Origin of the sequence: Lederbergia citrea, from assembly GCF_018343525.1 — a bacterium.
Lineage (GTDB): Bacteria > Bacillota > Bacilli > Bacillales > Bacillaceae_C > Lederbergia > Lederbergia citrea.
This window is the reverse complement of the sequence record NZ_JAGYPH010000001.1, coordinates 140116-152952: the sequence shown is the minus strand read 5'-3', so window position 1 is coordinate 152952 and position 12837 is coordinate 140116. Positions and strand designations below refer to the sequence as shown.

At 40.4% G+C, this 12837-nt stretch carries 14 protein-coding genes; 5 read left to right on the top strand and 9 right to left on the bottom strand.

Translation table 11 applies throughout. The features are described from left to right. Positions 1 to 31 precede the first annotated feature (31 nt). Entirely contained in the window at positions 32 to 3370 is a 3339-nt protein-coding gene (gene dnaE / locus KHA88_RS00790) for a DNA polymerase III subunit alpha (RefSeq protein ID WP_213121279.1), read from the bottom strand. Positions 3371 to 3522: 152 nt separating this feature from the next. Between dnaE and ytrH the strand changes: the two genes are divergently transcribed. Both ytrH and ytrI read left to right on the top strand, forming a co-directional pair. After that, positions 3523 to 3855, top strand: a complete 333-nt coding sequence (ytrH, locus tag KHA88_RS00785) for a sporulation membrane protein YtrH (protein ID WP_283247375.1) — start codon at positions 3523 to 3525, stop codon at positions 3853 to 3855. Further along, positions 3852 to 4358 (top strand): sporulation membrane protein YtrI, encoded by a 507-nt coding sequence (gene ytrI / locus KHA88_RS00780; protein WP_213106718.1) that lies wholly within the window; start codon positions 3852 to 3854, stop codon positions 4356 to 4358. Before ytrH ends, ytrI begins: the two co-directional genes overlap by 4 nt. A 20-nt stretch (positions 4359 to 4378) precedes the next feature. Here ytrI and KHA88_RS00775 read toward each other — a convergent pair whose 3' ends face one another. Continuing rightward, positions 4379 to 5311, bottom strand: coding sequence for a DHH family phosphoesterase (locus KHA88_RS00775; protein ID WP_213097649.1), 933 nt, complete (start codon positions 5309 to 5311; stop codon positions 4379 to 4381). Positions 5312 to 5431: 120 nt separating this feature from the next. Between KHA88_RS00775 and KHA88_RS00770 the strand changes: the two genes are divergently transcribed. Further along, positions 5432 to 5746, top strand: coding sequence for a YtpI family protein (locus tag KHA88_RS00770; protein ID WP_213106716.1), 315 nt, complete (start codon positions 5432 to 5434; stop codon positions 5744 to 5746). Between the two features lie 41 nt (positions 5747 to 5787). Here KHA88_RS00770 and KHA88_RS00765 read toward each other — a convergent pair whose 3' ends face one another. The 3 genes from KHA88_RS00765 to KHA88_RS00755 form a co-directional block, all read right to left on the bottom strand. Next, positions 5788 to 7098, bottom strand: coding sequence for a CBS domain-containing protein (locus tag KHA88_RS00765; protein ID WP_213097651.1), 1311 nt, complete (start codon positions 7096 to 7098; stop codon positions 5788 to 5790). Positions 7099 to 7178: 80 nt separating this feature from the next. Next, positions 7179 to 7409 (bottom strand): hypothetical protein, encoded by a 231-nt coding sequence (locus KHA88_RS00760; RefSeq protein ID WP_213097652.1) that lies wholly within the window; start codon positions 7407 to 7409, stop codon positions 7179 to 7181. A 48-nt stretch (positions 7410 to 7457) separates the two neighbouring features. Then, on the bottom strand, positions 7458 to 8141 hold the full coding sequence (locus KHA88_RS00755; RefSeq protein WP_213121278.1) for a metal-dependent hydrolase: 684 nt from the start codon (positions 8139 to 8141) through the stop codon (positions 7458 to 7460). 177 nt (positions 8142 to 8318) lie between these two features. On the opposite strand from KHA88_RS00755, the gene KHA88_RS00750 reads away from it, so the two are divergent. Next, entirely contained in the window at positions 8319 to 9416 is a 1098-nt protein-coding gene (locus tag KHA88_RS00750; RefSeq protein WP_213121277.1) for a M24 family metallopeptidase, read from the top strand. Positions 9417 to 9457: 41 nt separating this feature from the next. Here the strand turns inward: KHA88_RS00750 and ald are convergent, their stop codons facing one another. Both ald and KHA88_RS00740 read right to left on the bottom strand, forming a co-directional pair. After that, positions 9458 to 10573: an alanine dehydrogenase gene (gene ald / locus KHA88_RS00745; RefSeq protein WP_213106713.1), complete on the bottom strand. Its 1116-nt coding sequence runs from the start codon at positions 10571 to 10573 to the stop codon at positions 9458 to 9460. A 140-nt stretch (positions 10574 to 10713) separates the two neighbouring features. Next, a complete protein-coding gene (locus tag KHA88_RS00740; RefSeq protein ID WP_213097656.1) occupies positions 10714 to 10869 on the bottom strand; it encodes a hypothetical protein in 156 nt (51 codons plus the stop codon). A gap of 102 nt (positions 10870 to 10971) precedes the next feature. Between KHA88_RS00740 and KHA88_RS00735 the strand changes: the two genes are divergently transcribed. Next, entirely contained in the window at positions 10972 to 11430 is a 459-nt protein-coding gene (locus KHA88_RS00735) for a universal stress protein (RefSeq protein WP_213097657.1), read from the top strand. A gap of 46 nt (positions 11431 to 11476) precedes the next feature. Here KHA88_RS00735 and KHA88_RS00730 read toward each other — a convergent pair whose 3' ends face one another. Together KHA88_RS00730 and KHA88_RS00725 are read right to left on the bottom strand one after the other, a co-directional pair. Continuing rightward, a complete protein-coding gene (locus KHA88_RS00730) occupies positions 11477 to 11983 on the bottom strand; it encodes a MogA/MoaB family molybdenum cofactor biosynthesis protein (RefSeq protein WP_213106712.1) in 507 nt (168 codons plus the stop codon). After that, positions 11980 to 12822 (bottom strand): EcsC family protein, encoded by an 843-nt coding sequence (locus tag KHA88_RS00725; RefSeq protein ID WP_213106711.1) that lies wholly within the window; start codon positions 12820 to 12822, stop codon positions 11980 to 11982. The genes KHA88_RS00730 and KHA88_RS00725 overlap by 4 nt, the downstream gene beginning before the upstream one ends. Positions 12823 to 12837: the final 15 nt, after the last annotated feature.

Below are 12837 nucleotides of genomic sequence, written 5' to 3'. Positions count from 1 at the left end.
ATATAACATATTTTTACCGGTTTGAAAAAAACTATTTTAAGATTACATTAACCTCTCCAAGTAGTTTTGCTAAATCACCTAAACATTCAGCAGACGGATCGATCCGATCTTTGTTGGACAGCTTGATTGTTTGTTTATTCGATTCATAATGAAGGACAACAGCTGTCGTACCTGTATACTTGCTTAAGATCTCCCGAAGCTGGAGAAGTCTTTCACGATTATGCATTTCTGTTGGGATCTTTAAATACAAAGTAACTTTCTCAGATTTCCGCTTAAATTCCAACTCTTCTGCTGCTTCTATTCTTTGAATGATAAATTGAGCATGCCCATCTCTATTTTCAATGTTTCCAGTGATTAGTACGATTTCTCCTTCTTTACATACTGCGCTGAAGCGGCGAAATATATCAGGAAAAACGACGCCTTCTATATCACCAGAAGCATCATTTACACTTACAAAGGCCATAACATCTCCTTTTTTTGTCCTGATTGTTTTTACGCTTGCGATATATACTCCTGAAGCAACGTTCCTTTGCCCTGGCTTTAGTTCCAGAATCGGAATTACCCCGGCAGATTGAAAGGTCTCTACATAAGAACTCACTGGATGATCCGAAATATAGATTCCAGTTGCCTGTTTTTCAAAATATAGCTTGTCGGCAAGTCCAATCGGTTCAACATCAATATATTTCGGTTTTATTTGAAACATTTCCTCATCTTCAAACAAGTCAGCATCAGCTGGCCTCATCAATTCCGCATGCTCCAAGGCAACGTCTATTGTTGCTAATAGTACTGCCCTATCATAACCGAATTCATCAAATGCACCCGAATGCACTAGTGATTCAAGCACCTTGCGATTGATTGCCTTCTGTGGCACCCGCATGCAAAAATCAAATAAGTCTTTAAAAGGCCTTGATTTTCTTGCTTCAATAATGGCTCTTAAAGTGGAAGCACCAATACCTCTTATCGCTGCAAGACTATATCTAATTCCTGATTTCTCAGCGATAAATGGAAAATGACTGGATTGAATAGATGGTGGCAAAATATCAATCCCCATATGCTTTGCTTCAGCAATATACTTGGCAATTTTCTCTTCATTTCCTATGGCCGACGTCAGAAGAGCAGCCATAAAGTAATTTGGATATTGGGCTTTTAGAAAGCTGAGCTCCCAAGAAATAATGCTATAGGCAACAGCATGGCTCCGGTTAAATCCGTAATTGGCAAAACGGACAATTAAGTCATATGTTTCATTCGCCACCTTCTCGTTATAACCCTTTTTTAATGCACCATTCACAAAATGCTTTCGTTCGTGATCAAGGACATCTCGCTTTTTTTTGCTTACTGCCCTGCGAAGCAAATCGGCTTCACCTAATGAAAAACCAGCCATAGTGGAAGCAATTTGCATAATTTGCTCTTGGTAAACAATTACACCATATGTCAATTGTAAAATTGCTTTCAAATCGGGATGTGAGAATTCCACAGTTTTTTTTCCATGCTTGCGCGCAATATAATCAGGTATGTTTTCCATTGGTCCCGGCCGAAAGAGTGCATTGACAGCAACGATATCTTCAAATTCTGTCGGTTTGAGTTCTCTAAGGACCTTGCGCATCCCTTCTGACTCCAATTGGAAAATTCCTGTTGTCTCTCCTCTTTGCAGCATTGCAAAACTTTTCTCATCTTTACGGGGAATTTTTTTCAAATCAATTTTATTTCCCGTACCAATTTCGATACTTTTTACAACTCTTTCAAGAAGCGATAAGTTCCGGAGGCCAAGGAAATCCATTTTCAACAAGCCAATTTCTTCTAAATCCTCCATTGGAAACTGGGTTAAATATGTACCTGTTTCCCCTCCCTGAATGGGTATTAACTGGATGAGCGGCTGTTCAGTTATGACTACACCCGCTGCATGTGTTGAAGTATGGCGCGGCAGGCCCTCTAATTTCAAAGCCGTTTCATATAGCTTTTGATGTTTCTCGGAGCCGCCTATAAAATCCCTGAGACTAGCTGATTCTTTATATGCCTGTTGAAGATCATTGGAGGAAATCAGTCTCGATAGCTGATCCATTTCTTTTGTACCCAATCCGAAAACACGAGCTGTATCACGGATTGCTGCCTTTGCAGCAAAGGTCCCAAAGGTAATGATTTGCGCTACATGTAATTTCCCGTATTTATTCATCACATATTCAATCACTTCGTCACGTCGATGGTCCGGAAAGTCAATATCGATATCAGGCAGATTGACCCGTTCAGGGTTTAGGAATCTCTCAAACAACAAGCCATGTTCAATTGGATTTACATCAGTGATTCCAAGCACATAGGCAACTAAAGATCCAGCTGCTGACCCACGCCCAGGACCGGTCAGGATACCTTGTTCTCTTGCATACTTCATAAAATCCCATACGATGAGAAAATAATCATTAAATCCCATCCGACCGATGACTTCCAGTTCAAAGTCCAAGCGTTCCATGTACCTTTCGTCTGGTCTGGAAATACGTTCCGTAAGCCCTGCTAAACATAGATCCCTTAATGTGGACGAGGCTGTTTCCCCTTTGTTAAGCGGATACTTCGGCAAAAGTTCTTGATTTGTTTCAATCATCACGTTGCAGTTTTCGGCAATCTTCAGCGTATTCTCCAAAGCCTCGGGTAATCTCGAGAACAGTTCAACCATTTCCTGCTGGCTTTTCAAATGCTTTTCACTTTCGTCGGGATCTTTGAGATCTGATAATTTTTCTCCTTCACGCAGAGCTATTAAGCATTCGTATGCAAATGAATCTGCTTTATCTAAATAGCGGACATCATTCGTAGCAATTAAAGGTATGTCCATTTTTTGTGACAGATTTTGAAGCTCTTGAAGCAAGGATTCCGCATTTGCCGATCCGTGATCTTGCAAGGAGATATAAAAAGCATTATTGCCAAAGATATCAGCATATTTCTCTGCTGCAGCTTCTGCCTCTTCTTTTTTTCCTTGTAAAAGCAGCTGCTCAATTTCTCCCTCTTGACCAGGAGTCAATGCAATAAGTCCACTACTATAGGCTTTCAACCAGTTTATCGAAATCGTTTCTTCACTCTTTGTTTTAATTGCACTCGATATTTTTAATAAATTTTTATATCCCTCATTGTTTTTTGCCAGTAAAACAAGCGGATGTGAGATATCTCCATTCCCTGTTTCTACGTCGGCGGTCATTCCAATAAGCGGTTTTATGTTTGCTTTTATACATGATTTATAGAATGGAAGAACTCCATATAACGCGTTGTGGTCTGTAATAGCTAAGGCTGAATATTGGAGCTTTTTCGCCTTTTCCACAAGCGCAGGAATGGAGATCGTGCTCGATAGTAAACTGTAAGCAGTTGAAATTTGCAAATGGGCAAAAACCATCGGGGCGGACCCACTCCTTTCACATTTCCTTTATTCTATTATGGACCAGTTAGGAAAAAAAGAAAATACGTTCGCATAGTCTCTTTCATACATTTACACTTTGTCCCATATATTCAGTATTAGGGTAATCTAAAATATTGGAGATGGTGACATTGAACGAAGCATTTTTTCCAGCATTTTTTAATAGCTTCTTTATTGCTTTCGGCGTAATGCTCGGCGGATCTTTAATTGGAGGTCTGGCCGCTTTTATTACCGGTGAGCCTCTTCTGACAGAAATATCTAAAATTGCAGGCAGGGTTAGAATTTGGGCCATAGTTGCGGCAATTGGAGGAACATTTGATACGGTTTACAACTTTGAAAAAGGATTTCTAGACGGTGGAACTAGGGATTTATTCAAACAGTTTTTATTAATTTTATCTGCTATGGGTGGGGCTAAAACAGCAGCGCTCATTATCTCGTGGCTAACGCAGGAACATATATCATGAGAATACCACCGCTTTACCGGCAACCGAATTGGCAGAGATTCTTTGCGGGGGCTGCAGTTGGCGGATGCATAAGTTGGCTCATTTTTTTATTTATGTTTGGGACGATGCAGGAAAGAAGCGGATATCTGCTAGAAAAACAAGCCGAAGATATAAGAAAACTAAAGGATAAAATTGAAATTTGGCAAGAAGATTATCAAGAATTGAACAAAAAAAATGAAGAATTGCTAACCATTCAGGAAATTGAAGTAAAGTTAATTGAATTCGAAAAATACAATATTACTGACCGGCAAAGTGTTTTTAATACAGAAGAAGCAGTGAAAGAAGATTTAAAAACTTTGCTTGCAAAAGATTTGGGCACAGTTTATAAAAATAGAGACCTCGTTAAAAAAACAGTTGAAAATAAAATAATAAATATCAATGGAAAACGTTATAAACTCGTCGTACGTGAAATGTTTTTTTATACAACAATCAGCATTGAGGCCGAATTAAAGCTGGCCGGATAATTTATCCGACCAGCCCAATTTTATTTACATACTTCAATAATGTCTTTTTTCACCATTTCAGCCTCTTCCCACGTATAGACTGATGCACCGGCTGCAAGTGGATGGCCGCCTCCATTATATTTCATCGCAATCGTATTGATGACAGGTCCTTTAGAACGCAAGCGAACACGAATCTGATCATCTTCTTCGATGAAAAAGCACCATGCTTTAATCCCTTTAATATTTCCAAGTGAACCAACGAGCAGCGATGCCTCTGAAGGGATTACTCCACAGGCTTCGAGCGTTTCTTTTCTTAATTCTATAGATGCTGCACCATCCTCATTAATTATAAAATGTTCCAACACATACCCTTGAAGCTTAATCACATTAGGATCAAGCTCGTATAATTGATTAAATAGCTCAGAGCGGTCAAAATCATAGCCTATCAGTTCTCCCGCATATTGGAAAGTACGCTGTGATGTACTTGGGAAGAGGAAGCGGCCTGTGTCGCCCACAATCCCGGCAAAAATCAATCGAGCCGCTTCATCAGTCATCTTTAATGCTTGATCTTTCCCAAAGAGATACAACTCATAAATCATTTCACTGGTAGAAGATGCAGTTGTATCTACCCACAAAAGATTCCCATACGGGTCCTCATTAGGATGGTGGTCAATCTTGATTAGCATTTCACCCAATGTATATCGACTATCACAAATCCGCTCTTGATTAGCTGTATCACAAACGATGACAAGGGCGCCTTCATATACATCATCTGGAATAATATCTGGCACTCGCAAAAAATCAAGGCCCGGGTCCCGTTTTCCGACAACATATACTTTTTTATCAGGAAAAGATGCTTTCACAATCTCTGCAAGTCCGACTTGAGATCCAAATGCATCGGGGTCCGGCCTCACATGGCGGTGTATAATAATAGTATTGAATCGTTCTATGGCCTCTAATATTTGTTGTTTCATGACTTACTCCTTCTATTGTTCGATTATTTTTCATTTGTCTGAAGTAGTAATCTTTTAATTATACGTTACAATAAGATTTGAAAAGAGCATTTAATTTATTGAAGCGGGGGATATCACATCATGCCATTTTTGGTTTTCTTTATTGTCTTATCATTATCTTTTTATGTATTTTATAAAATTAAATACGTTCGTAGTCGAATGCCAATGGAGAAAAAAATGCTGAATGGCAAATCTAGTTTGGCACTTGGTATTTTCGTTGCCTTATTCGGGGTTAATCAGCTGTTTCTTTACGATACAACCACTACTTATATCGTAGCGGCCATCTTTATATTACTCGGTGGCTTTAGTGCTTGGGTTGGCTTTAAATCCTATCGTCATCATGTCCCATATGCAATCAGAGAAGCTGAAGAAGCTGAAGAAGCAGCAAAACAATAATTCAGAGCGTGCCGCTCCTATATAGGAGCGGTCTTTTTTCTTCATTTTTCAATTAATCGACACATCATGAGCGCCTTACCAATTAGATCGCCGCCGTTGAATACTTCAACATCTACTTTTCCGAATTTCCGTCCAGCCTCCAAAATTTTCGGCTGAATAAGCAGCACACTATCCATTTGCGCTGGTTTTAGAAAATACACTGTCATACTTTCCACAGCAAGTTCTCCCTTTTTTTGTTGCCTAAACATTCGATTGGCCGCCTCTGCCACAATCGTTGTAAACACTCCATAAGAAATGGTGCCGAGTCGATTTGTCATTTGTGGCGTGACTTCAAACATAAAGGCTGGATCCCCTGGCTGTTGCCATGAAGATAACTGTTTTGAGACAATATCGTCGAGCGTCTCTCCTACTTGGGGCTGGCGCTGAATGATTTGCAATGCCTTTAGAACATCCTGCCTGCTAATAATTCCTTCAAACCGCTGCTGGTCATTTACAACAGGCAATACTTCAATTCCTTCCCAAATCATCATGTGGGCAACAGAGGCAACACTCGTTTTCCGTCCAACAGTGAGAGGGTTCTTCGTCATGACCTTATCAATGGATAAGCTTGCTTCTTGGCCAATCACGTCTTTACCTGTTACCATCCCATGCACCTTATTATTGGCATCAACCACAGGAAATCGACTATGATTCGTTGATTTCTTTTTTTCATACCAATCAGCGACAGTTTCCTTAGTTGTCATGCTTGCAGCCTCGTCCGAGGGCGTCAAAATATCTTCCACGAGAATGATTTCTTTTTTAATCAACTGATCATAGATTGCACGATTGATCATCGTCGCCACTGTAAATGTATCGTAGCTCGTCGATAATATGGGTAGCTCTAATTCATCCGCAAGCTGTTTTACATCTTCATCTGTATCAAATCCACCCGTAATTAAAACAGCCGCTCCGGCTTTTAGCGCATGTTTATGGACTTCCGTCCGGTTCCCTACAATTAACAAATTGCCCGCTCCCGTATATCTCATCATCGCATCGATTTTCATCGCACCAATGACAAATTTAGTAAGCGTCTTATGGAGTCCGTCTTTACCACCGAGCACTTGTCCATCAATAATATTTACGATTTCAGCAAATGTCAGTTTCTCAATATTTTCTTTTTTCTTCCGTTCAATCCGAATTGTGCCGACGCGTTCAATTGTACTGACATAGCCTTTATTTTCTGCATCCTTAATAGCTCTATATGCTGTACCTTCACTTACTTTAAGCGCTTTTGCGATTTGTCGTACAGATATTTTCTCGCCGACAGGAAGCCCGTCAATGTGGCGGATTATTTGTTCATGCTTAGTTGCCAAGCTTTTCACCCTTTTCTTCTACCGTTCAATGTATAAATATTATATCGGGAAAAGCTGCAGTCATCAATTTTAGGCAACGGTCAGCGAGCTCTCATGCGTTTTGTGTCGTGGGTAGTCCTTTTGATGTTTCGGTTTTTTTTAGGGGAATATAAAAGAGCCGATAAATTTCCCGCTGCCACAATAAAGGCAAATACCAGCCATGAAATTGCAAATATCCCTTTAGGTCCCGAAGCTAAAGGAGATAGTTTCGGAACAGCAAAATACAGCATGGCAGCGCATAGTAGTAAACAAAGTAAAAAGCGATTGTTCATAGAAATCCTCCTTGCATACTTTTTGATATTGTATGCAAGGAATTTCAGTTATAGTTCGACCAAGTCACCTGGCTTCATAATTTTTCCGTTTATTTCGTCCTCAAGCAAATCGATAAAAGATTGCGGATCCTGTTTGATTGGTGGAAATGTATCAAAATGAATTGGCACAACCATTTTGGCGTTTGTAAATTTGGCCGCTAATGCCGCATCTTCCGGCCCCATTGTAAAATTATCGCCGATTGGTAAGAATGCAAGATCAATAGGGTGACGTTCTCCAATCAGTTTCATGTCAGAAAACAATGCGGTGTCCCCAGCATGATAAATCGTTTTTCCTTCTGCCATAAAGAGCACACCGGCTGGCATTCCCATATAAATTATTTCCTTTTTATCTGTAATGATGGCCGACCCGTGGAATGCGGGAGTAAATTTCACCCTTCCAAAGTCGAATTCATACGCACCTCCGATATGCATCGGATGGGTATTTAAACCTTGCCAACTCAAATAAGTTGCCAGTTCATTTGGCGCAATAACTAGCGAATTGCATCGTTTGGCAATCGCTTCAGTGTCTCCGACATGATCTCCATGCCCATGGGTTAAAATAATTATGTCTGGATTTTCATTTTCCGCCTTTAAATCCGTCAATTCATTCCCTGTAATGAATGGATCAATTAAAATCGTCTTACCTTTCGTTACTATTTTAACAACTGAATGACCATGATAAGATACTTTCATCTAGCAGCACTCCTTTATAATGATAGCCTCTCCATCATACTATACTTCGCGGCATTACCTGTTTTCCCTGCTAATCCTTTTCTTACACCCCAAAAACTGATACTCTAAATTCGGGTGGTGCCTGTCACTCCCCGAATTTTGTCGAATAAAATTTTTAGTTCTCGGGAGATGATTGATTTGAATAATAGGCTTATGAAATTAACGGCATGGCTGAAGAGTGAAGATATCGATGCTGCTTTCATCACTTCGCCTGATAATGTTTTTTATTTAACTGGCTTTCGTAGCGATCCACATGAACGTTTGCTCGGTCTCGCAGTTTTTCAGGAAGCAGAACCATTTTTGATTTGCCCTGGAATGGAAGTAAACGATGCTAAAAACTCTGGCTGGAGCAATGAGATCATTGGGTACAGCGATACTGATTCCCCATGGGCCATGGTTGAGGAGCGTGTAAAAGCGCGCCTTGGAAAAATTCACCGCTGGGCAGTGGAAAAAGAGCATTTGAATGTGGAAAGATATGAAGAATTGCTTTCCCGCTTTGAAGGAGCTGCTTTCCACAGCGCCGAAGCCATTCTCCATGAGCTTAGAATGATAAAAGACAGCAAGGAAATTGCTTTATTACGTACCGCGTGTGAGCTAGCTGATTTTGCTGTTCAAACAGGTGTAAATGAAATAGCTGAAGGTAAATCAGAAGTGGATATCATTGCGGCAATTGAATATGAAGTAAAGAAAAAAGGCGTTTCTGGAATGTCCTTCGATACGATGGTACTTACAGGAGCTAATGCTGCCTCTCCACACGGCACACCTGGACAGACAAAAATAAAAAAAGGCGATCTCGTTCTTTTTGACCTCGGCGTCATTTATGAAGGATATTGTTCAGACATTACAAGAACCGTTGCCTTTGGTGATGTGTCCGCCAAGCAAAAGGAAATTTATGAAACAGTTCTAAAAGCGGAGGAAGCAGCAGTAAACGCTGTGAAGCCCGGAGTACTCGCAAAAGATTTAGATTTGTTGGCTAGGAACATCATTGGTGATGCTGGATATGGCGATTATTTTCCGCATCGTCTTGGGCACGGGCTTGGCATTGACGTGCACGAATATCCATCGATGACTGCCACAAATGAACTTGCTATAAAGCCTGGTATGGTATTTACCATTGAACCTGGAATTTATGTTCCAGGAGTGGCCGGAGTTCGAATCGAAGACGATGTTCTTGTCACAGACGACGGCGTAGAAGTACTTACGAAATATCCAAAGACACTTCAAATAATCAAATAATATAAAAAGATGAACCGCCTATTTTGGCGGTCCATCTTTTTTTATTCCAATAATTTCCGTGCATCATGATATGTGTATTGCAGTGCTTCAGCGACGGCTTTATATGTGACGTGCCCATTTAAAGTGTTGATTCCTTTTAACAAGGATTCATTATCGAGGCATGCTTGTTTATAACCTTTGTTTGCAATTTGCAATGCATAAGGAACTGTTACGTTTGTTAGAGCAATTGTAGAGGTCCGTGGAACAGCCCCTGGCATATTCGCCACAGCATAATGGACGACGCCATATTTTTCGTATGTCGGGTTACTATGAGTAGTGATACGATCACTCGTCTCGAAAATACCACCTTGATCGATAGCGATGTCGATGACGACCGAACCAGGTTTCATTGTTTTAATCATGTCGGCTGTAACAAGCTTTGGTGCTTTTGCTCCTGGAATTAATACGGCCCCAATCAATAGGTCGGATTCTTTTACAGCTTCAGCAATATTGTAAGGATTAGACATTAAAGTGGAAACATCATGCCCAAAAAGATCATCCAGCTGCCTCAACCGATCAGGATTGGAATCCAATATAGTTACATCAGCACCAAGACCGATAGCCATTTTTGCAGCATTTGTACCGGCTACCCCTCCACCAATAATCGTAACTTTTCCTCGTTGTACACCTGGAACTCCCGATAAAAGAATTCCTTGTCCACCATGAATCTTTTCTAGGAATTGAGCACCGATTTGGGCTGACATCCGCCCTGCAACCTCACTCATCGGCGTTAATAGAGGAAGAGTATGGTTTTCAGATTGAACTGTCTCATACGCTATCCCCGTTACCTTTTTGGCGATTAGTGCCTCTGTCAATTCTTCTTCAGCAGCTAAATGTAAGTAGGTAAATAAAATTAGTTCTTCATGAAAAAAGTGATATTCTTCTTGGAGAGGCTCCTTGACTTTCATGACCATTTCTAGCGCCCATGCCTCTTCGGCAGAGTTGACTATCTTTGCGCCGGCTTGCTTATAATCTTCATCAGTGAATCCCGAACCGAGTCCAGCTCCGGTTTCAATATGAACTTCGTGCCCGGCTACTGTGAGTGTGACAACTCCCGCAGGGGTCATTGCAACTCGATTTTCGTTATTTTTAATTTCTTTAGGTATTCCGATCCGCATTACTATGTCCTCCTGTTCGCTGATTCCTCCTATTTATCATAACATTATGAAGAAATGAAGACAGCTATTTTTAACCAGTATAGGAATAAAATTCTGATTATAAAATTTAAAGTGCCATGCGCCCTAAGCGCATGACACGGTTATTCCTCATCTGAAAGACTTTGTTCGTATAAATGTAATTGTCCATCAGGTTGATCCATTACTCCACTAGCATATACATCCATAATTTGGGCGACCGTCTCGTTTTGACCTTGTTCGTCATATTGAAACTGTTCTTCGTGCCTGCGTTTTTTCATAATGGTCACATCACTCCTTAATCTTTTTCCTATTATTCGTAACTTAAAACCAGATATACTTTAAAAACAATGTTAAAATAAAGAAAAAGGAGGCGGTTTGAAATGTCACTCGGTTACCACAATATACTAGTGGCAGTGGATGGTTCAAAATCTGCAGAATGTGCCTTTAAAAAAGCAGTCCAAATCGCTAAACGTAATGATGCAAAGCTGACGTTAATCCATGTCATCGACACAAGATCGTTTGTTGCCATCGATTCCTATAATGGAACAATGGCACAAAGAGCTGAAAAGTATGCTGAAGAATTATTAAATGAATATAAACTAGAAGCTGAAGCTTATGGTATTCCAACCTTGGACACAATTGTAGAATATGGTTCACCTAAAGTAGTCATTCCGAAGCAGACAGCGAAAACAATCAATGCAGACTTGATTATTTGCGGTGCAACCGGCTTAAATGCAGTTGAACGCCTATTGATAGGAAGTGTCTCGGAACAAATTACCCGTTCCGCTAGTTGTGACGTACTTGTAGTAAGAACGGTAGATGATGAAAAAGTTGAATAATATGAAAAAAGGCTAATAAGGACAGGCTCAAATGAGCCTGTCCTTATTATTTATTTAGTTCCCTTACCACATGTCCCATTTCTTTCAATATAAGCTTTTCCATCGCCAATTTGACAGCTCCGGATGAACCCGGCATGATAAAAATCGCTTTGTTTCGATAAATACCAGCTGAGGCCCGTGACATCATCGCTGCTGACCCAATATCTTCTAAGTAACTAAGCATCCTGAACAGTTCACCAAAGCCGACAATTTCTTTTTCAAATAAGGTAGAAACCGTTTCGATTGTAACATCACGTTTGGCTATCCCTGTTCCACCTGTCATTAATATGGTGCTAACTTCCTTTGTCGAGATTGCTTCTTCAACCGTCGCTTTTATTGAAGCTGGGTCATCCTTCACGATTTTGTAAAAGGGTATATTATGGCCATTTTCGATAAGCAATTCTTTTAGCAGTTTCCCGCTTTTATCTGTAGCATCTGTTCTCGTATCGCTAACGGTGATAACAGCGCAACCGATTGTTACAGGTGCTTCACTTTTATGCTCTTCTACACTCATACCAAGTCTCCGTTTTTATCGAGCAAATGTTTATATTGATAAAATTTCAATGCAAAATCAGTTACTTTCCTTGTCGTCTGATAGTTTACTCCAGCCCCAATTGCAAGAGAAATTAGTGGAATACCGGAAATAGTTTTCTTTGAAAACATCACGATCAGGCTGATTTTCAACAATTGCTTTAGCGGTTCATCCACCCATGTCTGATCGGTAATCCGTTCGTGGATATCAAAATAAAATTGTTCATCCGCTTTTTGCAGGTCTTCCATCAAATCTTCCCAACCAAACATTTTCATCCGCTCCGGCATTATGGCCGCGTTAAAAACTTTCAACGTTTCAAGCAAACCTGAAGGTGATTGGACATCATATCCGAAAGACATGGCTGTAAGCTGGACTGCACGCATATTAATTACAAGCATTGCGATAAAATCACTGCTGACTAAAAGCGCCCGGCCAGAGCCCGCCATTCCTCCTTGGAATAAAGAATAAAGCCTGTGCCTTGCTGCTTGTTGTTCCGCTAAATAAGTTAATTGGCTGATCGGCATTTCTCTCATATCCGCAAATGAATCAATATTTGGATTCATTGCCTTTGCCGCATTTAAAATTCTATCACTGGCTTCATTCTGAAGCTGCGTTCCCCGAAGAAGTGAGTTCAAATGAAAAAGCCAACCGTCCAGTTTTTCAAAAAATTGGATCTGTAATGATTCCGGGAGAAGCGCAAATGTTTTATCCACCCATTTATCATAGGAATTCTCCAAATCAGTTGCTTCATATTCAAGTAAAGATTGGCGCCAGTCCTGAAGTTCTTCCCAAAGTACTTCTTCCCTTTTGGTTAAGTTCAATTGAAAACACCTCTT

Excerpts from the sequence above, each read along its gene's own strand:
- dnaE (WP_213121279.1), bottom strand. The coding sequence starts at position 3,370 with ATGGTTTTTGCCCATTTGCAAATTTCAACTGCTTACAGTTTACTATCG.
- ytrI (WP_213106718.1), top strand. The coding sequence starts at position 3,852 with ATGAGAATACCACCGCTTTACCGGCAACCGAATTGGCAGAGATTCTTT.
- KHA88_RS00770 (WP_213106716.1), top strand. The coding sequence starts at position 5,432 with ATGCCATTTTTGGTTTTCTTTATTGTCTTATCATTATCTTTTTATGTA.
- KHA88_RS00755 (WP_213121278.1), bottom strand. The coding sequence starts at position 8,141 with ATGAAAGTATCTTATCATGGTCATTCAGTTGTTAAAATAGTAACGAAA.
- ald (WP_213106713.1), bottom strand. The coding sequence starts at position 10,573 with ATGCGGATCGGAATACCTAAAGAAATTAAAAATAACGAAAATCGAGTT.
- KHA88_RS00740 (WP_213097656.1), bottom strand. The coding sequence starts at position 10,869 with ATGAAAAAACGCAGGCACGAAGAACAGTTTCAATATGACGAACAAGGT.
- KHA88_RS00730 (WP_213106712.1), bottom strand. The coding sequence starts at position 11,983 with ATGAGTGTAGAAGAGCATAAAAGTGAAGCACCTGTAACAATCGGTTGC.
- KHA88_RS00775 (WP_213097649.1), bottom strand. The coding sequence starts at position 5,311 with ATGAAACAACAAATATTAGAGGCCATAGAACGATTCAATACTATTATT.
- KHA88_RS00760 (WP_213097652.1), bottom strand. The coding sequence starts at position 7,409 with ATGAACAATCGCTTTTTACTTTGTTTACTACTATGCGCTGCCATGCTG.
- KHA88_RS00735 (WP_213097657.1), top strand. The coding sequence starts at position 10,972 with ATGTCACTCGGTTACCACAATATACTAGTGGCAGTGGATGGTTCAAAA.